A 23585-nucleotide genomic window follows, 5' to 3' on the forward strand; every position below is an offset into this window, starting at 1 on the left:
CCGTCGGCCGTCAGACCTTCAGTTCCCCCATGAAGTGCACGATCTCCTCGTGGTTGGTGGACATCACCGCGTTGAGAGCGCCGGTGCGGTAGTAGATGTCCAGGCTGGTCGGGTCCGGGCTGGTGTCCACCGTCTCGCCGGCCCGCAGCAGGGCCAGCGCGGCCGGCACGTTGTGGCTCAACGACACGCCCGCTCGCAGGTAGTGCCCCACGCCGTCCACGTCGATCTCCGGCAGCGGGCCGGGCTCGCAGACCGGTTGGGTGAGCAGGTCGTACCGGAAGACCTCGTCGAGGAAGGCCCGGTGTTCGGCCGGCAGCCGCGGGCTGACCTCGTCCCGCCACCAGCTCTCCAGCACCCGCCGGCCTTCCGGCGAGGTGAACAGGTAGCCGATCGCCTTGGCGTAGGCCGGCGCGCCACCACCGTGGCCGCGGATCGCGGCCTCCCGCAGCGGGACCGCCTCCGGGGTGGTGGTCGTCTCGGTCCAGTCGGCCAGGCTGTTGAGCACCTCGGACTGCTTCCACCCGGCCAGCGTCCGCAGCGGCAGCCAGCAGTGCCGCAGCACGGCGTTCTCGGCGATCACCCGCGCCCAGAACAGGAACCGCTGCATCCGCGCGTTGTCGGCGAAGCTCATGGTCCGGTGGGCCAGCACGTACTCGAAGTCGTCGTGGTCGCCGCGCAGGGCGACGATCCCATGCACGTCCTTGTTCGACGAATACTCGGTGTTGGGCAGCAGCATGATCGGGTAGACCGCGATCCGGGACACGTGCTCGGCCAGTTCGTCGTAGCCGCGCAGGAAGGACTCCACGGTCTCGCCGGGCGCGCCCCAGATCAGCTCGGCGTAGCAGTCCAGCCCCTCCTGGTTGAGCCACTCGACCAGGTCGCGCCAGTCGTTGACCTTCATGTTGCGCCGCCGCATGGACTCCAGCGCGTCCGGGCTCAGCGATTGCAGGGCGAGGGTGAACGAGCTGCGCATGCCGGCCTGCTTCATCCGCCGGACGATCTCGTAGAACACCTTCGACTTGTTCTTCGCCCACGAGGTCTCGAACGCCCGGGGAAATCCGTGCCGCTGCTTGATCTCGATGAGGTCGTCGACCAGCTCCAGGTCGATCGGCAGCATGCCGAAATTCGCGTCGCAGGCGACGACCGTGTGCACGCCGAGCTTGGCGAACAGTTCCATTTCGGCCCGCAGCCGCTCCCGAGAGAACGCCCGCACCCGCTGCCCGACGGCGCCGCCCCAGTAACAGAAGGAGCACTTGTACGGGCAGCCCCTGTTCGTCTCGATGAGCGCGACATCGTAACGAAACTCCCCATTGTCGTCAAGGAGTTCGATCGCGCCGGACAGAAAGGGGGACGGAATGATGTCGAGGTTCTCGATCCTCGGCCGCTCCTCATTCGTGACCGGCATTCCGGCCGGGTCCCGGAACGAGATCCCCAGCAGGCCGCCCAGGTCGGTCGGCGCCCGGCCGGCCAGCTTGGCCGCGACCACCTCGGGGAAGGTCAGCTCGCCCTCGCCGTTGACGATCACGTCCACGCCGGGGCAGATCCGGAACACCCGGTCGGCCTGCCCGCTCACGTGGGTGCCGCCGAACACCACCCAGCCGTCCGGGTTGAGCTGCTTGAACGTGGCCGCCAGGGCGCCGAAGGCGCGCTGGTTCCAGCCGAGCACGGAGAAGGCCAGCACGTCGGGCACGCCGCCGCCGAACAGCCGGTCGGCCATCTCCCCGTGCGTGACCCCGCCCCGGAAATTGCATATCTCGACGGACACCCTGTCCCGCAGCCCCGGGTCCTCGTCGATCATGGCCTTGAGATATCCGGAAGCCAGCGGCATGGATTCGAGCGGCATATCCCAGACACCCTGTTGAACCAATACAACCGTCAGTCGTGACACCGACATCCCCACCTTCACAGTATCGGAAAGAATGCGCGTTCAACTGGCGATCCACCACAGTTGAACGGACGCCGACCGCCGTCCCCATTCTCACCTAGAATCGAACTCATGACGAATTACCGATGGCTGGTCCGCATTTCCGGCGACGAGACGTATCGGCACGTCCTGTACGCGATTCCGCACGCCGGGGCCGGCGCGGCCGCGGTGAAGAAGACCTGTCACGCGCTGGCCGAGCGCTGCGCGACGGTCGCGGTCCGGCTGCCCGGCCGGGAGTCCCGGATGGACGAGGAGCCGATCACCGATCTCGACGTGCTCGCCGACGAGCTGGCCGAGCAGATCGCGGGGCACGCCGGCGGCCGCCGGATTTTCCTCTACGGGCACTGCTCGGGCGCGGTCGTCGCCTACGAGGTCGCGCGCCGGCTGCCCGCGGAGCGGCTCGGCCACCTCGTCGTCTCCGCGCACCAGGCGCCCGACCGCATCCCCGCGATCGGCGCCTGGCGACTGCCGCGCGACCCGTTCCTGGCCCGGGTCGCGGCCGACGGCTACCTGCCGGCCGAGATCCTGGACGAGCCGCAGCTCGTCGAGCTGGTGGAGCCGGCGCTGCGCGCGGACTACCAGGCGGTGGAATGCCACCGCAGCTCGATGGAGGTGCTCGGCACGCCCATCCTGGCGCTGCTGGGAACCGAGGAGCACTCGGTCGACGTGGCCGACGTGCGGGCGTGGTCCGCGCTCACGTCGGTCGGCTTCCGCCTGCGTTTCCTGCCGGGCGGGCACAACCTGTTGCTGGAGGGGCACACGGAGGTGGCCGACGCGCTCGCGGCCGTGATCGGCTGAGTCAGCTGCCGGCCCGCACCCGCTCGACCGTGCGCAGCGCCACCTTGTCCAGCAGGTTCAACCGGTCCAGGCCGGCGACCATCCTGGGCGTGAGCAGGCCGATGTGCGCGAGCATCGCGATCACGCGGGAGAACAGCGCCTGCCGGTAGCCGACCAGCCCGGGGTCGACGACCGCGAAGGCCGCGCCCCGGGCGCGATCGACGCCGAAACGCTCCCACACGTCGCCGAGCAAGAACCGGCGGTGCATCGCGGCCACCGACTCCAGCACGAACTCCTCGCGCGCGGCGAACTCCGCGCTGGACATCTGCGGCAGCACATCCTTGAGCAGCAGCACACCGAACGACACGTGGCGGGCCTCGTCGCGCGCGATCATGGCCACCACCTGCTTGATGAGATCGTCGTGGAACGTCGCCCCGGCCAGCCGGAACCCGGCCAGCGCGATCGGCTCGACCAGGCACTGGATGGCCAGCGCGGTGAGGTCCCACTCGCGGGCGCCGAGCGCGTCCCGAAACAGCGACCGCAGCGCCTGTGACACCGGGTACGGCTCGGGCAGGTGCTCCCGCACGTACCGGGAGAACGCCTCCGCGTGCCGGGCCTCGTCGCCGGCCTGGCTGATCGCGTACAGCTTGGCCTGCACGTCCGGCAGCACCTCGGCCAGCCTGGCGCTGGCCACCAGCGCGGCCTGCTCGCCGTGCAGGAACTGGCACACCATCCAGGACTGGACCTCCCAGCGGAACGCGTCCCAGGTCCGCCGGCCCCGGTCGGCCAGCGGCGACGCCCGGAAGGTGCCCACCGCGTGCGCGGCTCCCTCGGGCAGGGGCGCCCCGAACGGCACCGGGACGGACCAGTCGATGTCGGTGGACGCGTTCCACTGGGCCTGCTTGGCCGCCTCGTACAGGGCCGCGATCCGGGACGTCGGCGCGTCGTAGGACCAGCTCAGGACGGCGGCCACCTCGGCGTCGACGACCATGTCGCGGCCGGCCATCACACGCTCGCCCGCTCGGACACCACGTGGGTCGGATCGGCCGCCGCCCGCACCAGCACGGCCTCGAACTCGGCGGCCAGCTCGCGGACCCGGTCCGTGTCGAACCGCCGCCGGTCGTGCCAGACGATGCCCTGCACCGCGTCCGGGCCGGGGATCAGGGCGAACTCCAGGTCGAAGCGGCTGCCGGCGCCGCTGGGCGGCCCGATCTGGGCGACGTCGAGGCCGTCCAGCCGCAGCCGGTACTCCGGCCCGGCCATCACCTGGAACAGGATGTTCTCCAGGCCGGGGCCGCGCTCCCCCGGCTTCTTGGGGACCACGTGGTAGGGCACCTCCTGGTTGTCCAGCGCGTCGAACACCACGTCGCGGGCGGCCGCCAGAACGTCCAAAAAGGACGGTCGCGTCGGCAGGGTGAGCCGCAGCACGAGCAGGGTGGTGAGGAAGCCGACCGTCTCGGCGAGCTCGGGCCTCGACCGGTTGGCGAACATCGACGAGACCGCGAAGTCCGTGTCCCCGGTGCGCGCGCACAGCACGGCGGCGAAGGCGGCCAGGCCGACCACGAACGTCGACGCCCGCTGGCTGCGACACAGCTGGTGCAGCGCGGCGGTGGCCTGCTGTCCGAGGTCGAACAGGTGGGTGGCCGGCTGCTGCGGCTCGTCGTCGCGCCCCGGCGGCAGGCCGGGCGGCTGCGCCCCGGCCAGCCGCGAGCGCCAGAAGTCCTGCTGGCCGGCCAGCTTGCCCGACTCCGAGCGGGTTCGCTGCCATTCGCAGAAGTCGAGATACTGCCAGGCCGGCGCCGGCAGCGACGGGGCCCGGCCGCCCGGGCGGTAGAGCCGGCCGAGGTCGCCCGTCAGCACGCCGCCGGACCAGCCGTCCGTGGACAGATGGTGGATGTTGACCATCAGGACGGCGTCGTCCGGCGCGATGTCGAACAGCGCCACCCGTACCGGCGACACGGTGAGGTCGAACGGGGCGCGCGCCCGCGCGCGCATGGCCTCCGACAATGCCTCCGGGTCATCGCCGACCGCGTGCCGCTCCAGTTCGACCGGTTCGGGGGCGTGCACGGTCTGGGTCAGGCCGCGGCGTTCGAGCTGATACGTCGTGCGCAGCGCCTCGTGCCGGGCGACCAGGCCGTTGACCGCGCTCTCCAGCGCGGCGCGGTCCAATTCCCCGCGCAGCCGGTAGAACACCGGCACCGCCAGCGGAGACTCAGCTCCGCGGTAGTGCTCCATGAACCCGAGCAGCCGCTGACCGAGCGATCCCGGCGCGGTGCGGATTGCCTTCATGGCGCCACCTCCGTGCGCAGCCGCAGGCTCAGGGGCCGGATGTCGGTCCACACTTGTTCGATGTGGGCCAGACATTCCTGTTCCGTGCCAACGGTTCCCTCCGCCGTCCAGCCGGCCGGCAGCTCCCGCTCGACCGGCCAGACCGAGTACTGCCGCTGCGCGTTGACCACCACGCGACACCGCTCGGACATGTCACCACCCTTCCTCGTGGAACACAGGATTTCCGCCGGCTCGGGTCGGGCCGGCGCCGGCCGCACGTCCAGCGGCCGCCCGAGCTCGCCGGCCACGAACGCGTCCCACATGGCCCGGCGACACGGTTTTCCGCTGGAGGTCCGGCGGACGATCCCCCGGTGACCGGCGACGACCAGCACGTCGATGCCCTCGACATGGCCGCGCACCACTCGCGCGGCCTCGTCCGCCCAAGGCCCCGGCCGGGTCTCGGCCACCACCACCGCGGTGTCCACGCCGCCGAGCGCGCCGAGCAGCACGACCGGCCGCACCGGAAGCAGACCATCCACTGCGGACAGTCCGAGCTCCACGTCTTCGGCGAACACCGTCCTGGCTCGGCGTTTGAGGCTGTCCCCCATCCGACCGAGCACATACAGCTGACCCTCGCGCAGGAACCCGGAATCGCCGGTGCGCAGCTGCCCGACGACGATCTCGCCGACGACTCCGTCCGGGACGGGATCGCCGAGCTGGTCGGCGACCCACACGGATCCGGCCGCCGCCAAGGGCGCGCCGCAGCCGACGACCGGCACGGTGTCACCGCGATCGACGACGACCCGGCCACCGGGAGTGAGCGTCCGGCGGTCGGCCCACACGACGCGGGGCTCCTCGTCGACCGCCGTTCCGGTGACCGCCAGCGTCGCCTCGGCCAGGCCATAGGCCGGCGTCAGGGTCCGCGCCGAGAAACCGTGCGGCTCCAGCAACTCGGTGAACGCGTCCAGGACGCGGGGATCGATCCGCTCCGCGCCCGTGATGAGCGACCGCCAACCACCGAAGTCCATCCCGTCAAGGTCCTCAGCGGACACACGCCGCGCGACATGGCCAAGTCCGAACGTGGGCGCCGCGGACAGGCCGGCGCCGTGCACACCGAAACAGCGCAGCCACTCGACCGGCGAGCGGACGAAGTCCTCGGGCCTGATCACCCACAGGTCGGTGCGGCTGACCACCGGCGTCAGGAGCGTGCCGACCAGTCCCATGTCGTGGTGGAACGGCAGCCAGGTGGCCGTGACGTCCGCGGGTCCCATGCCCAGCCAGCGACGGATCGCCTCGATGTTCGCCCGCAACGCCGACGCGGTGATGGCCACCGGCTTGGGCTCGCCGCTCGAACCGGAGGTGAACTGCACCAACGCATGCTCGGCCGGATCGCCGGCCCGCCCGGCGCAGGCGGTGGGGGCGTCAGTGATCAGCGACGGGCCGACCCCGGCGAGCACGGCCCGCCACTCCGGTCGGGTCACGACCCGCTTCGTCGGCACCGAACGGAAAACCCGACCGAGTCGACGGCGATACGCGGCACCGTCCTGCAACGGCATCGGCCTCGCGACCGGCATGGGCACCGCGCCCGCGGCGAGCGCGCCGAAGTACCCGCCGACGAACTCCGGCCCGGACCCGAGCGCGATGGCGACGACGTCTCCCCGCCCCACTCCGTCCTCCCGCAGCCGGCCCGCCATCCCGAGGGCCTGCCCGGCCAGTTCCGAGTACGGATGGAACGTCCAACCACCGTCGCGGTCGTACCGCCGCAGCCCGCGGTCGGCGGGCGGATCGGCCAGCCAGTCGAGCAGGCCGGTCGTCATGCGCTCGCCGCCATCAGGCCGGCGATGTTGGCCGGGGCGAAGAACTCCTCCAGCCGCCTTGCCCCGGCGAACACACCGAGCATGTCCCGGGCCGCGCGCTCGTTCGAGCCCAAGACGGTCAACAACCGCGCCAGTTCCCCGTCGACCGGTTCGAGCATCGCCTGCCGGCAGGTGAAATCGAACATCGCCGACCGACCGGCGTTGCGGCGCGCCTGATAGCGGGCCAGTGCGCGGTCCATGTCCATCGCGCCGGTCAGGCCGTCGTGGACCGCCGCCGCGAGCGTGTGCGCGTCGGTGAAGGCGTCCGAGATGCCCCGGGCCGCGATCGGATCCTTGTGGTGTCCGGCGTCTCCGGCCAGCGCCCAGCCGGGTCCGTGGGACTGCCGGTGGAAGTTGCGCAGGTTCGTCGCCGACAGCACCCGGCCCGCCAACCGCCCCGTGCCGACCAGATCGGCGACACCGGATCGCGCCAGCGCGTCCAGGTAGGTCCGCCGCGCGCCGTCCCGGCCGCGCGCGAGGAAGTGCGCCCGCCGCATCGTCGTCGACACGACGGTCAGCCCGTCGTGCGTCGGCCACAGCGAGACGCCCAGGCCGGGCTGGAAACCGGTGCGCACCTCGGACACCGGCAACCCCGACCAGTACCCGTACGCCGTCGCGGCCAGCACACCGCAGTCCTCGGTGATCCGCGCCCCCACCGCCCGGGCGATCGTCGAGTTGCGGCCGTCGGCCCCGATGACCAGGCGGGCCCGCGCCGTTTCGCCGTCCGGGCCGACGACGCCGCAGACCCGACCGTCCTCGCGGATGACGTCCCGAACGGCGAACCCCTCCCGGAGTCGAGCGCCCGCGTCGCGGGCCGCGTCGACCAGCAGCTGGTCGAGCACCACTCGGCGCGGCGCGTAGGTGACCGCGACGCCGTGCGGACCGGTCGGGGCGCCGGACAGCTCGCAGCCGCCGAAGTCCATCGACATCCGTTCGATCGGCGGGCAGCCCGTGCGCACCAGCGCCGGCAGCAAACCCCACTGCGCCAACAGCTCCACCCCGGGCCGCAGCACCCAGTGCGTGGACATGGTGTCGCTCGGGAACCGGCCGCGATCCAGCAGCAGCACGGAATGTCCCGCCCGGGACAGCACCATCGCCAGCGGCGCGCCGGTGCAGCGGGCGCCGACCACGATCACGTCGTAGGTCATGGCAATGGACGGTAGAGCGCCCGGCCGGAAAGCAAAACTGTCCAGTGCCAAGGGTTCGCCCTAGAGTCGGGGCCTGGAAGAGTCGTCACATCCGTGGTCTGGGGTGGAGCACATGAGCGAACTCGATCGCGCGGCGGCCGTCCTGCGCGCACTTCCGTGGATCCGCGACACCGCGGTGCGCGACACCGGCACCGGGCCGGCGATCTCCGTGCTGCCGCGCGCGGACGACGGGGTGGTGGAGTCCTGGCAGGCGATATTCGAGGACTGCTACGAACTCGCCGCGGCCGACGAGTGCCCGGAGACCGCGGCGACGACCGGCTGGACGAACAGCTTCACCGGTGAGCCGATCCCGGCCGACCAGATGGCCGAGTGGGTGGACACGACGGTGTCCCGCATCGCCGGCCTGCGGCCGCGACGGATCCTCGAAATCGGGGTCGGCACCGGAATGCTGTTGCGGGAGCTGGTGAACCGCCTGGAACCGACCGAGTACACGGCCACCGACCTGTCGAGCCAGGCGGTCGATTTCCTGCGTCCGGTGGTCGACGAGCTCGCCGCGGCCCACCCCGGGGTCGCGCTGTCGGTCACCCAAGCGCCGGCCGACGCGCCGCCGCCGTCCCGACACCCCGGATACGACCTGGTGCTGGTCAATTCCGTCGTGCAGTACTTCCCGTCGACCGTCTACCTGGAGTCCGTCCTCGCCGGCGCGCTGGCCGAGCTGGCCCCCGGCGGCCACGTCTTCCTCGGAGACCTGCGGAACTCGCTGCTGCTCAAGGAGTTCGCCTGCCTCAAGCACGAGCACCGGGGCGCCGACCTCGTCGCCGAGGAGCTGGACGGCGACGGCGAGCTGAGCCTGTCACCGGCCTATGTGGACGGTCTGGCCGGCCGACTGGCCGGTGTCACGGCGGTGGAGGTCGCACCGCGGCGTGGTCACGCGGACAACGAGATGACCATCTTCCGCTACGACGCCGTGCTGCACACGGGATGCGCGGTCCCGACCACGAGGCGCGGCTGGATGGATGGCGGGAACATGACGATCGATCAGGTGGACGGCCTGCTCGCGCACAGCGGCGAAGCCTTCGGCCTTGCCGGAGTCCGCAATGCGCGTCTGGCGCGGGCCCGGCAGTTGACCGGCGACGCGGATGCCGCGGACCGTCCCGGCATCGATCCGGAGGCGCTGTGTCGCCTCGGCGAACGGCACGGCCGGCGCGTGCTGCTGCGATGGAGCCGGGCGGCCGCCGCCGGGGACCTGGACGTGTGGTTCCCGGTTCCCGGCGAGGACACGCACTTCCGGGTCTCCGTGCCCGACGCCGCCCGGCCTACGGGCGAGCCGGACCAGCCGGTGTTCCCGCCCGGCTCGGCACGGCAACGCCGCGACGAACTGGTGTCCCTGCTGGCCCGGGAACTGCCCGGCCTGCCGACGCCCGAGCTGGTCTTCGTGGCTTCGCTGCCGTAGCGGCTGGGGCTTTCCCGTGCGGTGCACGGGAAAGCCCCAGCCGCTATCCCTCGACGACGACCGACTCGCCCACCTGCCCGGCGATCGGCGCCCGGCGGACGGTGCGGTTGACCGTGGTCAGCACCGCGAGGCAGACCATCCAGCCGCCCAACACCAGCACGAGCACGTGCGCGCCGAGCGCGGTGAGCAGGAAGCCGCCGAGAATCGTGCCGATGGACAGCGCGCCGGTGGTCACGGTCGACACCGCGCTGGTGGCCCGGCCACGCAGCTCGTCGGGCGTGATGGCCAGCCGATAGGTCGACATCGCGACCGAGTAGACCGGTGCCACCAGCGACTCGACCGCCGCGATCACGGCCAGCACCAGCGGGTTGGGCGCGACGGCGTACAGCGGGAAGCCGAGCGCCTCCACCCAGAGCATCACCACGGCGATCCGGCCGAGCGGGAAACGCTTGGTGACGCGGTCGGACACCAGCGCCCCGAGCAGCGCGCCCACGGCCGCCGCGCTGAAGATGACGCCGATCTCCAGCGCGGAGGCGCCCAGTCCCTGCGCCAGCACCACGATGACGAGATAGCCCGCCCCGTAACGGATGTTGTCGGCCGCGCTGATCAGCGTGAGGAAACGGATCACCGGACGGCGCCACACCCAGTCCAGGCCGGCGCCGATCTCCTTGATCAGTTTCGACGGCCGCTCGTCGGTGCGCTTGTCCTGGAACTCGACCCGCATGAACCGCAGCGTCACCGCGGACACCGCGAACGAGACCGCGTTGACCGCGAACGGCACCACCCGCCCCAGCGCGTACATCGCGCCGGCCGCCGTGGCGCCGAAGACGCGGACGGTGTTGTTGACCGTTTCCGTGTAGCCCAAGGCGGTCGACAGTTGGTCGGCGCCGACGACGTTAGGCAGCGCGGCGCTGTTGGCCGACTGGAAGAGCGTCGTGAGCGCACCGGACACGATCGAGACCAGGTACAGGTGCGGCAGGCCCAGGGCGCCGACCGCCATCGCCGCGACGACGGAGCCGACCAGCACCGCCCGGCCGGCCTCGCACCAGATCATCGTGGTCTTGCGGTCCCACCGGTCGACCAGCGCGCCGGCCACCACCCCGAACGCCAGGAAAGACACGGTGCTCAGCCCCATGACGACACCGGCCTGGGTCGGCGAGCCGGAGATCGCCAGCACCACCAACGGCAGGGCGAAGAACTGGGCCTGGTCACCGACGAAGGAGACGGCCTGCCCGCTGAGCAGGAGCCAGAAGTCCCGATTGCGTGTGACGCTTGCCCGACGCTGATCCATGCCACCCTCTCTCCCTAGAGCGAATCGTGGTGCCACGGTACCGCCATGATCACCGTCGCAAGCGCTTCCCGTGCAAGTGAAACCGGCTCACAGTTGAACGCGCTGTCGGCCGCGGCGCACGCCGTTGTACGGTCCGATTCGGCGCGGCGATCGCCCGCGCTCTGCGGTTCGACCGAGACTTGCCCGGCGGCGGGAAGGGTGAACTGTGAGTCAATCGGCACGACCGGTGGACGGCCGGCTGCGCGTGATGTTCGACGAACCGTTGGCGGCGCGGCACTGCGAGGATCTCGCCAGATTCGTCTACTTCATCGACGAGGAGATCGAGGACTTCGAATTCATTCCGGAACCGGGCGGCGCCATCGCCGGCATCAGCCTCGGCCTCGCCCTGCCGGACGACGACCGCATCCCCGCCCCGCGCGAAGAGCTGCTGCGCGACAAGCTGCTGCGCGTCGTGTCCGACGACATCAGCAAGCGGATCGTGGTGCCGTCCAAGGAACTGTGGCGGCTGCCGGGAGCTGGGCCGGCGCGGGACGTGTTCGCTGAGCTCGTCGACACCGGCGCGGCGTTCCGCCCGGGGCCGGGCCAGGTGGCCGTCGGCGGCCCCCTGTTGAAAGTGATGAGGTATTTCGACAACGAGCTGCGGAATATCGTGCTGGAGCGGCACGACGCGGTCGAGTACGAGTATCCCACCCTGTTGCCAACCGAGGTCATCGACCGGTGCGGCTATCCGGAGTCGTTCCCGCAATTCCTCATGTACGTCACCTCGTTGCACCGGGACGTCGACTCCTATCAGCAGTTCGCCGAGCTGCGGCGACGGGGCGACGCCATACCGCCGGGCATTCTCACGAACGTGAGCCACTGTCTCCCGCCGACCATGTGCTTCCACACCTATCACCACTACGCCGGCCGGCGGTTCGACCACGCGCAGACTGCGGTGGTTACCAGCGTCGGCAAATCGTTCCGGCACGAGTCGAAGTACGAGCACGGTCTCGAACGGCTCTGGGACTTCACGATCCGCGAAATCGTCTTCTTGGGGGACAAGGACTTCGTCCAGGAGACCAGGCGCCTGCTGATGGACCAGGTGCGGGACCTGCTCTGCGGGCTCGGGCTCGCCGCGTCCTGCGAGGTGGCCAACGACCCCTTCTTCCTCGGCGCCGACCGGAGCCGCCGGATGGCGTTGCAGGCGCTGGCCGAGTCCAAGTACGAGCTGCGGATGCCCGTGGGCGACGGCCGCACCCTGGCCGCCGGCTCGTTCAACTACGCCGACGACTTCTTCACCGGCCGCTTCGACATCGGCTATGCCGACGGCGCCCCGCTGCGGTCCGGCTGCGCGGGTTTCGGCCTGGAGCGGCTGGCCTACGCGTTCCTGTGCCAGTACGGCCCGTGCGAGCGGGACTGGCCGCCCGCGGTGGCCGCCCCGACCCGGCCCGACCCGACTCCGTGAGGTGGTTGCCCGTATGCGGTCCGAACCAGAGGCCGGCCAGCTGACGGCCCTGCGGCTGACGCTGGCGCGAATCTTCAGCCGGGCGCTCGGCGACCGGCCGGTCGATCCGGACAGCCACTTCTTCGACCTGGGCGGCAACTCGATCGCCAGCATGGTGATCAGCGCGCAGGCCCGGGACCTGGGCCTGCCCGTCACCGCCCGAATGATCTTCGACCATCCGACCGTCCGCGAGCTGTCGGCCGCGCTGATGGCGGCCAGCCCCGACGACGGCGCCCGCGCCACGACCGCCGTCGTGCGGTTGGCCCCGGACCAGATGGCCTTCCTGACCGACCGGGACGGCGCCGTCGACGGCCGGCTGGTGCGGCTGGCCGACTGGGTGCGGCCCGAGTCGCTGCCGGCCGCGCTGAGCGCCGTCATCGGCCGACATGACGCGCTGCGCCCACGGGTCGGCCCCGATCGGGTGGCCGTCGCCAGCGACCGCACCGCGGCCGTCGCCCACTACGACGGCGTCCGCACGGAGGAGGTCGTGGCCACCACCGCGGGCGTGCTCGATCCCGAAAACGGCCCGCTGCTGGCCGCCGCCGTGCTCGCCGACGGCGACGGTCCGCCGCTGCTGATGCTGCTCGCGCACCGGCTGGCGGTCGACGCCACTTCGTGGTCACTGCTGCTGGACGATCTCGCGCTCGCCTGTGAGCAGTCGGCCCACGGCGAACCGATCGCCCTGCCGGCGCCCCCGACGTCCTTCAGCAGTTGGGCCGGGATGCTCACGGAATGGGCCGCCGGGCCGGAGGCCGCGGCCGAACGTCCGCACTGGTCCGCCCCGGTGGCCGAGGCCGCCGGAGAAGCGAACTCCGTGCGCACCGTCGCGATCGAGGTCGCCGCGATGCCCGCGGAAGCGGTGTGCGACGCGCTGGTCGCCGGTCTGCTGGAGCAGTCCGAAACGGTCGACCTGCGGTGTGACGGCCGACGGGGACTGTTCGCCGACCGCGACTTCTCCCGCACGGTCGGGCCGTTCACATCCTGGTTCCCGGTCACCGTCGACCTGGACCCGGCCGACACCGCGGCCGAGCGGATGCGGGCCGTCACGAAGGCGCGGGCCGGCGCACCCCACGGCGGTGTGGGCTACGGCGCCCTGCGGTGGCTCGTTCCCGGGCTCGACCGGCCGCCGGCCCGGCTGGGGGTGGAATGCCTGGACCTGACCGGCCGAACCTCGGCGTTCACCGTGGTCGGCCGGCCCGACGGGCTGCCGCGGCGGGCCCGGATCGGTCGCGCGGACGCGGTCGATGTGCTCGCGCTGGCTTATCCCGACCGCCTGGTCGTCGAGGCGAGCTTCGATCCCTCGCAGCACGACGAGCAGGCGATCACGCGGCTGCTCCGGCACGCCGTCGCCGCGGCCCCGACGACCACCACGACGACGGAGTTCCCGTTGTCCGGGCTGGATCAGGCCCAGCTCGACCAGCTGCTGGCACGACTGGACACGGCCGGGAAGGGCGGCGACCAATGACCGCGAGCATCGACGACGTCTACACGCTGGCGCCGCTGCAACAGGGACTGCTGCTGCACGCGCTCCGGGACGGCGATCCGGGACTGTTCGTCAACCAGCTGGTGTGTCGGCTGGCCGGGCCGGTCCGCGACGACACGCTGGAGCGGGCGTTCGCGGCAGTGGTGGCGCACCATCCGGTCCTGCGGACCTCCTTTCACTCCGGTTCGTCCGAGCAGCCTGTGCAGGTGGTGCATCGCGCCCCGGCCGTCACCGTGGAACACCGTGAAGTCGATTCCGAGGCGGAGCTGGCGCGGCTGCTGGTCGAGGATCGTCGCCGGGGGTTCCGGCTCGAACACGCGCCACTCACCCGGCTGACCCGGATCTCGTTGCCGGACAAGCAGGACGTGCTCCTGTGGACCTACCACCACCTGGTGCTGGACGGGTGGAGCGGCCACGTCGTGCTGAACGAGCTGCTCACCGCCTACGACGTGGTGAGCCGCGGTCGCGAGGTGCGACTGCCGTTCCACCGGCCCTTCCGCGACTACATCGCGTGGCTGGGTCGTCAGGACATCACCGCCGCGATGGACTGCATGCGCCGGCGGCTGAAGGATCTCCCCGGGCCGACGGTGCTGCCGGCCAGCGGGGACGGCGGCGATCATCCCCGCGGCGAGCAGACGGTCGTCCTCAGCCGGGAACGGACCCGGTTGCTGCACTCCCGCGCGCGGCAGGCCGGCATCACCGTCAACAGCTTGATCCACGCCGGGTGGGGTCTGGTCGTGAGCCGGTACAGCGGCTCGCCGGACGTGGTCTTCGGCACCACGATGACGGTCCGGCCGCCGGAGTTGTCCGGCGCGGACGGCATGGTCGGCGTTCTGCTCACCACGCTGCCCACCCGGGTCCGGGTCGACCCGGACCGGTCGCTGTCCGACTGGCTCGCCGACATCCACACCGCGCAGCTGGAACTCCAGCAGCACAGCCATCTGCCGCTGTCGCAGGCGCTCACCGGCAGCGGGCTGCCCGCCGGCACGGCGCTGTTCGACACCGCCGTCGTCGTGGAGAACTACCCCATCGACCGCTCCGGCTGGGAGCACGACTCGATCACCTTGCGCCACATCGACTACGTGGAGCAGAGCAACTTCTCCGCCGTGCTGGTCGTGGTCGACGAGGCCGAGATGCGGCTCGGGCTGGCCCACGACCGCGGGGTGTTCTCCGACGACCACGCGGGGCTCTTGCTCCAACACCTCGTGTTCGCGCTCGAATCCCTTTGTCGGACAACGGACTGCCGGCTGGCCGACCTGCCGACGGCGCCGGCCGGGTCGCGAGAGCCGGACCTCGCGCGGCCGACGCATATCCCGCCCGACCCCGACCAGCTCGCAGTGGTCGACGGCGAAAGGGAACTGACCTATCGGGAACTCGAGCGACGGTCCGACCACATCCGGCGGTGGCTCGTCGACCAGGGCGCACGGCCGGGTGACCGGGTCGAGGTGCGGCTCCCCCGCGGGGTCGACCAGGTCATCGCCGTTCTCGGGGTGGTGAAGGCGGACTGCGTGCCGGTCGAGACGGACCCGGCGGTGGTGATCACCACGATCGACATCCCGGCGGTGGACCTCGCCGCTGAGCCGCCCGGCGAGACCGTCGCGCGCCTGCGTGATCTCGCCGACCGGCACGGTCTGACCGGCGCTGACACGGTGCTGGCCATGTCGACCGCCTCCGTCGAAGACGTGGTCATGCCGCTGACCGTCGGGGCGACCGTCGTGTTGGACGCCCCGGCGCGGTCCCGGCCGATCACCGCGCTGCTCGGTGTGGCGCCGCACGTGTGGCGCACCTGGGATGCGCCGCCCGGCCACCCGATCCGGCTCGTGGCTTTCCGCGGCGGCCGTCCCGACGACCTGGACGCCGCCCGGGTGTCGTCCCTGTTCGGGCCGGACACGGTGCTGGCCAACCAGTACCGGCCGGCGGGATGCCGGTGGGCGGTCGCCGTCCACGTGACCACGGCGGGACAGGCGCGCGCCGGTGTGCTCCCGGCCGGTCGGCCGGTGCCGGACGCCGAGATCGAGATCCTCGACCGGACCGGGAATCCAGTCCCGCCGGGCGCGCCCGGCGAGCTGTGGGTCGGCCGGGAACGGTGCGCCACTGGTCGCCGCTGGGGCGACGGAACCCTGGAACTGCTGGACGATCCCGAGGATGTCGCGGGTCGGACGGCCCGGCAGCTGCGGGGGCACCCGGCCGTCGCCGACGCCGTGGCCGTGGGTGATGCGGACGTGATCCACGCCTACGTGGTCCCGCGCGGCACGCCCCTGCCGGCACCGGAGCTCGTCCGGTGGTCCACGTCCGCCGCCGGCCGATCCGTCACGTGCACCGTCGTGGACGCGCTGCCGCTGACCGCGACCGGAGACCTCGATCCGGCCCGGCTGCCGCGGACCACCGGGCCGTCCCCGACCGTGAGCAGTGCGGCGGAACGGATCCTCACCGAGATCTTCGCGGCCGTGCTCGACCGGCCGGACGTCGGCCCGCACGACTCGTTCTTCGAGCTAGGCGGCAGCTCGCTGGCGGCACTGCGGATGATGAACCAGGCCAGCGAGGCGCTCGGCGTGGAACTGCCGCTGGAGACGCTGTTCGTGACTCCCACCGTCGCCGGCCTGCTCGCCGCGGTCCCCCCGGCGTAGATCACCGCACCGCGAGGCCGCCGTCGGGCCGGAGCACCTCTCCGGTCATGCCGGCGGCCTCAGGCGAGGCCAGGAACCGGTACAGCGGGGCGAGCTGGCGGGCGGTCAGCACCACGCCCAGCGGGTTGAACTCCTGGATGACCCGGCTGATCTCGTCGGGCTGGTCGAAGACCTCGGCGGTGTCCTCCCCGCCGACCGCCGCCCGCAGCCCGGTCACCACGCCTCCCGGCGCCACCGCGTTGACCCGCACCCGTGGCGCCAGGTCGGCGGCCAGGTGCCGGACGACACCGAGCGCGGCGTGCTTGGCCGCCGCGTAGACCACGCCGGAACCGTTGCCGCGCACCACGAAGGAGGCATCGGACAGCGTGAAGATCATCGTGCCGCCGGCGCGGATGAGTGGTTCGGCGGCCGCCCGGGCGGCCAGCAGGTAGCCGACCACGTCCACGTCCAGCACCCGCCGGGCCAGCTCGGCCAACTCGTCGCCGTCCCGGTCGCACAGGCGCACCCCGCCGTCGTGCAGGCCGGCGTTGGCCACCAACACGTCCAGCCCGCCCAGGCGCAGCGCCGCCTCGACTGCGCGCTCGTTGTCCCGCGGACTGCGGACGTCGCCGCGCACCAGCACCACGTCCGGCGGGAACGGCTCACGTGGTTCCTCGCGGTCCAACACGACGACGCGGTATCCGTGCTCGGTGAACTCGTCGGTGACGGCACGGCCGATCCCCGACGAACCACCCGTCACCAGCGCGACCGGCATCACGACTCCTTCCAGGCGATGATCTCCCGCAGCGGCTGGGCCAGGCCGGGAGCCGTGACGCACACGGCGAACGTCTCGTCCACCCGGTCGACGGGGCAGGTCCAGTCCAGCAGCCGGCCGGCGAGGTCGGTGCACGCGCCGCCGGCGGCCGTGACCAACGCGTCGATCGGGGCCACGTCCCAGATCCGCATCCGCCGGTGCACGAAGGCGCCGTACACCCCGGTCGCCACCATCACGGCGTCGAAGACGCTGTTGCTCATCCGGACACCCCGCACGCAGCGGGTCAGCGACTCCAGCAGCCGCCAGTCGGCCCGCGTCTGCGCGGGCGATCCGACGTCGAGACCGTAGGCGACTAGACTGTCCGCCAGTCGGCCGGGCGCCGCCGGCTCGACGGGCTGCCCGCAGCTGCGCAGGCCGTGGCCGGCCTCGGCGCTGTACCAGTGGCCGAACGCGGGCAGCGCGACGCCGGCGGCCACCGGCCGGCCGTGCTCGACCAGGGCCAGCATGGTCCCGTACAGCGGACTGCCCGCGACGTAGTTGCTGGTCCCGTCGACGGGATCGACGATCCACACCTGGTCGCCGGTCCCGGTGACCACGCCGGATTCCTCCTCGATGACGGTCGCGTCCGGGAACTCGTCCCGGATGCGGCCGACCAGCAGGGCCCCGATGCGGCGATCGGCGTCGGTCACCACCTGATTCCGGTCGCCGGCCTTGGTTTCCGCGCTCCGGCCCCGGATGGCGAGGGCGAGCGCGCTCGCCTCGTGCAGGCAGTCGTCGAGGAAACCGCTCAGTCGCGGCTCAGCCACGGCCATCGGGCCCGAACCGCGCCAGGTAGCAGGCGATGATCGGCCGCTCCGGGGGCAACAGCTCGCGCGGCAGGTCGGTCGGCTCGAAGAAGGCCGCACCGCGCAGCTCTCCCGGATCGGCCGTCGGCACGGCGTCGCCCAGACACGACGCGACATAGGCCGCGGTCACGTTGAACACCTCGTCCCCGTGCGGATAGCGGTAGTAGTACTCGGGGCCGGAGAACACGTCGAGCAGGCGCATCGGCCCGATCTCCAACCCGGTCTCCTCCATGACCTCGCGCCGCCCCGCCTGCTCGAACGACTCGCCCGGCTCCATGAAGCCTCCCGGCAGTCCCCAGTCGCCGGTGTCGGCCCGCTTCACCAACAGCAGCCGCCCCCGCGCGTCGGTGACCACGACCGACGTGCCCGGCAGGATCAGCGGCCTGGTCCCGACCAGTCCGCGCAGTTCCTTGATGTAGTCGCTCATCGTCGCCCTCACGCCGCCAGCCGGTCGCGAACGGTCGTCGCGTGCTCGGCGATCGAACGGATCGCGCCGCACACCCGATCGACCACGTCGACCTCCATCTGCGAGTGCAGCGGCAGGGTCAGCAGGCCGGCCGAAAGGCGTTCGGTGACCGGAAGCGGCACGGCGCCGGGCACGTCGCGGTAGACGGTCTGTCGGTGCAGCGGCGGGTCGAAGTAGCCGCGCGTGTCCACGTTGTCCCGGTGCAGGCACTCGGCCAACTGGGTCCTGGTCAACCCGAACTCCTCGGTGACGTGAATGGTGAAGTCCTTGTAGGAGCTGACGGCCCCGTCCGGGATCTGCTGGAACGACAGGCCCGGCACCTCCCGCAACGCGGCCAGGTAGCGCCGGGCGAGCCGGCCGCGACGCTCGATCCAGTGCGGGAACCCGGCCAGCCCGGCGCGGCCGAGGATGGCCGCGGTCTCGGTCATCCGGCCGTTCAGGCCGACCAGCACACTGTTGTAGCTGCCCGGATTGCCGTACTCCCTGGCGATCCTGAGCTCGGCGGCCAGCGCCTCGTCGTTGGTGGTGACCAGGCCGCCCTCGCCGGTGGACAGCGGCTTGGTGGGGCTGAGGCTGAACGCCTCGGCGATCCCCTTCGTGCCGATCATCGACCCGTCCGGGTAGCGACCGCCGAAGCCGTGCGCGGCGTCCAGCACGACCGGGACGCCGAGATCCTCCAACCGCCGCACGTCACAGGGCGAGCCGAAGGTGTGGGTCGCCAGCACCGCGCCGCCGCCCGCGGCCGCCGCCGAGTCGGGGTCGATGGTCCACGTGCGGGGACCGCAGTCGGCGAAGGTCACCGAGGCACCGCTCCACAGCACCGCGTGACCGCTGGCCATGAACGTGAAGCTGGGCACCACCACCGGCCCGCTCAGGCCGAGGCAGCGCAGCAGCAGCATCAGCGCGCTGGTGCAGCTGTTCACCGCCACGACGTGCGCCACGCCGAGGTAGTCGGCGATCTCCGCTTCGAAGGCCCGGACCTGTCCGGCATTGGTGATCAGGCCCGAGCTCAGGGTCGCGTCCATGGCGTCCGACAGCTCGGCCACGGTGGGCAGAACTGGCCGGGCGACGGGCAACAGGGTGTCGAACGCGGGCTCGCCGCCGAGCACCGCCGGTCGGTCGGACATGATGATTCTCCCCCGTTCACTGCGCGGCGGCCGTGACCGCCGTCAGGTAGTTGCTGTACCTCGGCGCACGGTGGTCGGTGAACTCCCCGGCCGCCATCGCATCGCGAATCTCCCGCACGCTGTCGGCCACTGTTCGCTTGGGGCGGAAGGACAGTTCGGCGCCGATCCGGCCGAAGCTCACCCGGTAGCTACGCGGGTCCGTCTGCTGTGGATGGTGTTCGACCCTCGTTCCCGGCACCTGCTGGGCAATGACGCGGGCGACCTCCGACATCCGCAGGTTCTCGGCGTCGCTACCGCAGTTGTAGATGCCGGTCGCGAGGGTGGCCAGGGCGCGGGTGATCGCCGTGGCCGCGTCGCGCACGTGCAGGAACGGCCGCCACTGCGTCCCGCCGTGCACTGTGACCAGACCGTCGCGCACCGCGTCGGCGGTCATCACGTTCACCGCGAGGTCGAACCTCATGCGCGGGGAAAGCCCGTGCAGGGTGGCGAACCGCAGGATGCACGGCCGTGGCCCGTCCTGATGCGGAGAGAGCAGGTAGTGCTCGGCGAGCACCTTGCTGCGGGCATAAACCGACTGTGGGTTCAACGGCGACCAGATGTCCACCTCCTCCTCATCGGCCACCCCGTAGGTGCTGCACGTCGAGGCGAACACCAGCCGGCCCACGCCGGCCCGCCGGCACGCCTCGGCCACCCTGATCGTGCCGAGATAGTTGGTCTCCCAGGCCAGATTCTCGTCCACCGAGCAGGCCGGATCGCCGACCACCGCGGCCAGGTGCACCACCGCGTCCACACCGGACAGCACCCGCTGCCAGTCCGAGACGTCACGCACATCGGCCGACAGATAGTCCACACCGGACTGTTCGGTTCGGACATCGGAGAACCGGCCGTTGTCGACCACAGTCACCCTGCTGCCGCCGCCGGTTAACGCGGCGCCGACGACCGAGCCCAGATATCCCTGCCCACCGGTCACCAGCACACTGCGCTGTCGCATCGAGTCTCCCTTGCACACCGGAAAAGTTGACTGCTCAGCACGCCCGGTCCAGTCCGCAGACGGCGCCGAGGTCCGCGGTGCGGACCCCGCCCTCCGCCTCGGCCGCCAGCAGCCGCCGCAGCCCGTCGAGAAACGCGCGGAGATCCCGTCGCGGCAGGAACCTCGTGTCCGCCCAGAGGGAGATCTCGGCGATCTCGTCCAGCCGGTGCACGGAGAAGTAGGCCCGCACGGGAATGAACTCGTCCGCCACGATCCGCAGCCGGTTCACCGCGGACCCGACCGCGAGCCGGACTTCCGACCGCGACGTCGGGATGACCTGGTCGTTGTACACGCAGTCCCGGCTGAATCCGAAGCCGCGCTCGGCGGCGACCCGGGCCAGCACCGCGTCCTGGGCGTGCGGATCGACCGGGCTGTTCGCGTACGCCGTCAGCGACGCCGTCCATACCCGCCGAACCAGCTCGTCGAAGGTCTCGGTCGCCGTGTCCACCACGACGACGGCATCCTGGGCCATCTGCCCGACGTAGCGGTCGGTCTCCGCGCGCATGCGGTTGGCCGCGATGGAGCTGACGGCGCAGACCGGACCGCACGCGCGCAGGCCGAGCAGCGCCAGGTACGCGGCCAGCAGCACCGCCGAGCGGCTACGCCCGGTCCGCTCGCTGATCCACGCCAGCACCTGCGCGAGTTCGGTCGACCGCAACCAGCCCCGCAGGTACGGGACATCCTCGTGCGGACCGACCTCGGCGAGCGTCGCGAACGGCGCCCGCCGATAGGCATCGTCCAAATAGGACACCGCCTTGGCGCACTGCCGGACACCGGCCGGCGAGCGCTCGTGCTCGGCGAGGTCGAGCGGCTGCCACGTGGTCACCGCCGGCTTCGGCCGGGCCAGCATCAGGTCCGTCAGATCGTCTCCGAGCACCCCCACGGCGATGCCGTCCACGGCGACATGCGTGAACACACAAGCGATGCCGACCGGCCTGCCGCCGTTGAGGATCACCGCGCAGCGCAGCGGCGGGCCGGCCGCGAGGTCGAACGGCTCGCCGCTGAACTCGGCGACAATCCGCGCGCTCGCGGCCTCCGGGTCGGTCGAGTCGATGACCTCGACCACCAACTCGCCCGACCCGTCCACCACCTGCCGGCCGGCCTCCGGATAGCGGGTGCGCAGCGACTCGTGCGCGGACACCAGTCCCGCCAGCGCCGAAACCACTGCCGCCAAAGGGATCCCTTCCGGAACCGGCAACGTGAGCGGTAGACAGCTCAGCGCCCGCCCGCCGTAGAAGTCGTCGATGTCCCGGAACATCTTGGCCTGCCCCCAACTGAGCGGGCCGGTCCGCGCCGAGGCTCCCGAGAAGACGATCCGCCTGGAAGTGCGTGTGTCTGACATCGCCACCTGCCTCCGGAGGTCGTTGTCCTGCAACCTACCGCCAGCAAGGAAAAGCGACCAGCTTCGTCGGTCACGCCAGCCGGACGAGATCGGCGTAGTCCTCCTGCCACAGGTCCTCGACGCCGTCCGGCAGCACCAGCACCCGCTCCGGCGCCAGCGCGTCCACGGCGGCCTCGTCGTGGGTCACGAGCACGATCGCGCCCCGGTAGTCGCGAATCGCGCCGAGGATTTCCGCGCGGGAGGCCGGATCGAGGTTGTTGGTCGGCTCGTCGAGCAGCAACACGTTGGCGCTGGAGCAAACCAGGCAGGCAAGCGCGAGCCTGGTCTTCTCGCCACCGGACAGGACGGCGGCCGGCTTGTCGGCGTCGTCCGCGGAGAACAGGAACGAGCCCAGCACCGTCCGGCACTCGCCGTCGGACAGGTGCGGGGCCGCGGCGGCGATGTTGCGCCGAACGGTTCCCGCCATGTCCAACGTCTCGTGCTCCTGCGCGTAGTAGCCGAGGCGGAGCCCGTGCCCGGCCACCACCCGGCCGGCGTCCGGCCGCTCGCGTCCGGCCAGCACGCGCAGCAGCGTGGTCTTGCCCGCGCCGTTGAGGCCGAGCACGACGACCCGACTTCCCCGCTCCACGGCCAGATCCACCGCCGTGAAGACCTCGAGGGAGCCGTAGGACTTCGACAGGCCGACGGCCGCGAGCGGAATCCGGCCGCAGGCGGCCGGCTCGGGCAGGCGGATCCGGGCCACCCGGTCGGCCCGGCGCTGCGGCTCCAGGTCGGCGAGCATCCGGTTGGCCCGGCGGGCCATGTTCTTCGCCGCCACAGCCGTCTTCACGTTGGCCCGCATCTTGTCCGCCTGCGTCAGCAGCGAACTCGCCTTGCGTTCGGCGTTGGACCGCTCGCGCCGACGGCGGCGTTCGTCGGTGGCCCGCTGGGCGAGATAGGTGTCCCAGTCGACGTTGTGCACGTCGAGGCGCTGCCGGTTGGCGTCGAGGTGGAACACCCGGTTGACGGTCTTGGCGAGCAGGTCGACGTCGTGGCTGATCACGATGAGCCCGCCCTGATAGGAGGTGAGGAACTCTCGCAGCCAGCCGACGGAGTCGGCGTCGAGATGGTTGGTGGGCTCGTCGAGCAGCAGCGTGTCGTGCTCGGCGAACAGGATGCGGGCCAGCTCCACCCGTCGCCGCTGGCCGCCCGACAGCGTCCGCAACTGTTGCTCCAACACCCGCTCCGGCAGGCCGAGGCCGGCCGCCACGCGGCCCGCCTCGGCATCCGCCGCGTAACCGCCGCAGGCCAGGAAGTTCGCTTCCGCGCGGACATAGGCCCGCATGGCCCGATCGCGCGTCGGCCCGTCGGCCGAGGCCATGCCGACCTCGGCCGCACGCAGCGACCGCACGCACTCGTCGAGGCCGCGCGCGGACAGGATGCGGTCCCGGGCGGTCGAGTTCTCGTCGCCGGCCCGGGAATCCTGCGGCAGGTAGCCGACCGAGCCGGTCCTGGTCACCGTCCCGCCGGTGGGAACGCCTTGGCCGGCAAGGATTCCGCTCAACGTGGTCTTGCCGGCGCCGTTGCGGCCGACCAGGCCGATCTTGTCCCCGGCGGCCACCCGGAAGGACACGTCGTCGACCAGCTGACGCGCGCCGACCCACACACAGACATCGCTAACGGTAATCATATCGATACACTCCGTATTTACCAGCGGGCAGTGATCACCTGG

At 71.6% G+C, this 23585-nt stretch carries 18 protein-coding genes; 5 read left to right on the forward strand and 13 right to left on the reverse strand.

Going from position 1 to position 23585, the window contains the following annotated elements:
* Positions 1-10 precede the first annotated feature (10 nt).
* Complete coding sequence (locus ACIG5F_RS46965; RefSeq protein ID WP_396526854.1) at positions 11-1894, reverse strand: KedN5 family methylcobalamin-dependent radical SAM C-methyltransferase; 1884 nt, start codon at positions 1892-1894, stop codon at positions 11-13.
* Positions 1895-1996: 102 nt separating this feature from the next.
* On the opposite strand from ACIG5F_RS46965, the gene ACIG5F_RS46970 reads away from it, so the two are divergent.
* Complete coding sequence (locus ACIG5F_RS46970; RefSeq protein ID WP_396526856.1) at positions 1997-2722, forward strand: thioesterase II family protein; 726 nt, start codon at positions 1997-1999, stop codon at positions 2720-2722.
* A gap of 1 nt (position 2723) precedes the next feature.
* Here ACIG5F_RS46970 and ACIG5F_RS46975 read toward each other — a convergent pair whose 3' ends face one another.
* The 4 genes from ACIG5F_RS46975 to ACIG5F_RS46990 are packed head-to-tail and all read right to left on the reverse strand — an operon-like array spanning position 2724 to position 7973.
* Positions 2724-3707: a ferritin-like domain-containing protein gene (locus tag ACIG5F_RS46975; protein WP_396526858.1), complete on the reverse strand. Its 984-nt coding sequence runs from the start codon at positions 3705-3707 to the stop codon at positions 2724-2726.
* A complete protein-coding gene (locus ACIG5F_RS46980) occupies positions 3707-4990 on the reverse strand; it encodes a condensation domain-containing protein (RefSeq protein WP_396526860.1) in 1284 nt (427 codons plus the stop codon). The genes ACIG5F_RS46975 and ACIG5F_RS46980 overlap by 1 nt, the downstream gene beginning before the upstream one ends.
* Positions 4987-6786, reverse strand: coding sequence for an AMP-binding protein (locus tag ACIG5F_RS46985; RefSeq protein WP_396526862.1), 1800 nt, complete (start codon positions 6784-6786; stop codon positions 4987-4989). Before ACIG5F_RS46985 ends, ACIG5F_RS46980 begins: the two co-directional genes overlap by 4 nt.
* Positions 6783-7973, reverse strand: a complete 1191-nt coding sequence (locus tag ACIG5F_RS46990; RefSeq protein WP_396526864.1) for an NAD(P)/FAD-dependent oxidoreductase — start codon at positions 7971-7973, stop codon at positions 6783-6785. Before ACIG5F_RS46990 ends, ACIG5F_RS46985 begins: the two co-directional genes overlap by 4 nt.
* A gap of 112 nt (positions 7974-8085) precedes the next feature.
* Between ACIG5F_RS46990 and ACIG5F_RS46995 the strand changes: the two genes are divergently transcribed.
* Positions 8086-9426 carry a class I SAM-dependent methyltransferase gene (locus ACIG5F_RS46995; protein WP_396526866.1) on the forward strand — a complete coding sequence of 447 codons (1341 nt, stop codon included), beginning with the start codon at positions 8086-8088 and terminating at the stop codon, positions 9424-9426.
* Between the two features lie 43 nt (positions 9427-9469).
* Here ACIG5F_RS46995 and ACIG5F_RS47000 read toward each other — a convergent pair whose 3' ends face one another.
* Positions 9470-10717, reverse strand: a complete 1248-nt coding sequence (locus ACIG5F_RS47000; protein ID WP_396526868.1) for an MFS transporter — start codon at positions 10715-10717, stop codon at positions 9470-9472.
* 205 nt (positions 10718-10922) lie between these two features.
* On the opposite strand from ACIG5F_RS47000, the gene ACIG5F_RS47005 reads away from it, so the two are divergent.
* The 3 genes from ACIG5F_RS47005 to ACIG5F_RS47015 are packed head-to-tail and all read left to right on the forward strand — an operon-like array spanning position 10923 to position 16310.
* The gene (locus ACIG5F_RS47005) at positions 10923-12161 is read left to right on the forward strand and encodes a hypothetical protein (RefSeq protein WP_396526870.1); all 1239 of its coding nucleotides are present in this window, start codon (positions 10923-10925) and stop codon (positions 12159-12161) included.
* Positions 12162-12174: 13 nt separating this feature from the next.
* Positions 12175-13665: a condensation domain-containing protein gene (locus ACIG5F_RS47010; protein ID WP_396526872.1), complete on the forward strand. Its 1491-nt coding sequence runs from the start codon at positions 12175-12177 to the stop codon at positions 13663-13665.
* A complete protein-coding gene (locus tag ACIG5F_RS47015) occupies positions 13662-16310 on the forward strand; it encodes a condensation domain-containing protein (RefSeq protein ID WP_396526874.1) in 2649 nt (882 codons plus the stop codon). The genes ACIG5F_RS47010 and ACIG5F_RS47015 overlap by 4 nt, the downstream gene beginning before the upstream one ends.
* A 1-nt stretch (position 16311) precedes the next feature.
* Here ACIG5F_RS47015 and ACIG5F_RS47020 read toward each other — a convergent pair whose 3' ends face one another.
* The 7 genes from ACIG5F_RS47020 to ACIG5F_RS47050 all read right to left on the reverse strand — a co-directional run bounded on the left by ACIG5F_RS47020 (position 16312) and on the right by ACIG5F_RS47050 (position 23543).
* A complete protein-coding gene (locus tag ACIG5F_RS47020; protein ID WP_396526876.1) occupies positions 16312-17064 on the reverse strand; it encodes an SDR family oxidoreductase in 753 nt (250 codons plus the stop codon).
* Positions 17064-17876, reverse strand: a complete 813-nt coding sequence (locus ACIG5F_RS47025; RefSeq protein ID WP_396526878.1) for an inositol monophosphatase family protein — start codon at positions 17874-17876, stop codon at positions 17064-17066. The genes ACIG5F_RS47020 and ACIG5F_RS47025 overlap by 1 nt, the downstream gene beginning before the upstream one ends.
* Positions 17863-18336, reverse strand: coding sequence for an NUDIX hydrolase (locus tag ACIG5F_RS47030; RefSeq protein WP_396526879.1), 474 nt, complete (start codon positions 18334-18336; stop codon positions 17863-17865). Before ACIG5F_RS47030 ends, ACIG5F_RS47025 begins: the two co-directional genes overlap by 14 nt.
* 8 nt (positions 18337-18344) lie before the next feature.
* On the reverse strand, positions 18345-19502 hold the full coding sequence (locus ACIG5F_RS47035) for a DegT/DnrJ/EryC1/StrS family aminotransferase (RefSeq protein ID WP_396526880.1): 1158 nt from the start codon (positions 19500-19502) through the stop codon (positions 18345-18347).
* A gap of 16 nt (positions 19503-19518) precedes the next feature.
* Positions 19519-20493 (reverse strand): NAD-dependent epimerase/dehydratase family protein, encoded by a 975-nt coding sequence (locus ACIG5F_RS47040; RefSeq protein ID WP_396526881.1) that lies wholly within the window; start codon positions 20491-20493, stop codon positions 19519-19521.
* 34 nt (positions 20494-20527) lie between these two features.
* Positions 20528-21874: a condensation domain-containing protein gene (locus tag ACIG5F_RS47045; protein WP_396526882.1), complete on the reverse strand. Its 1347-nt coding sequence runs from the start codon at positions 21872-21874 to the stop codon at positions 20528-20530.
* Between the two features lie 70 nt (positions 21875-21944).
* The gene (locus ACIG5F_RS47050; protein WP_396526883.1) at positions 21945-23543 is read right to left on the reverse strand and encodes an ABC-F family ATP-binding cassette domain-containing protein; all 1599 of its coding nucleotides are present in this window, start codon (positions 23541-23543) and stop codon (positions 21945-21947) included.
* Positions 23544-23585 lie beyond the last annotated feature (42 nt).

Source organism: Kutzneria sp. NPDC052558 (assembly GCF_044547355.1).
In the GTDB taxonomy this organism is placed as follows: domain Bacteria; phylum Actinomycetota; class Actinomycetes; order Mycobacteriales; family Pseudonocardiaceae; genus Kutzneria.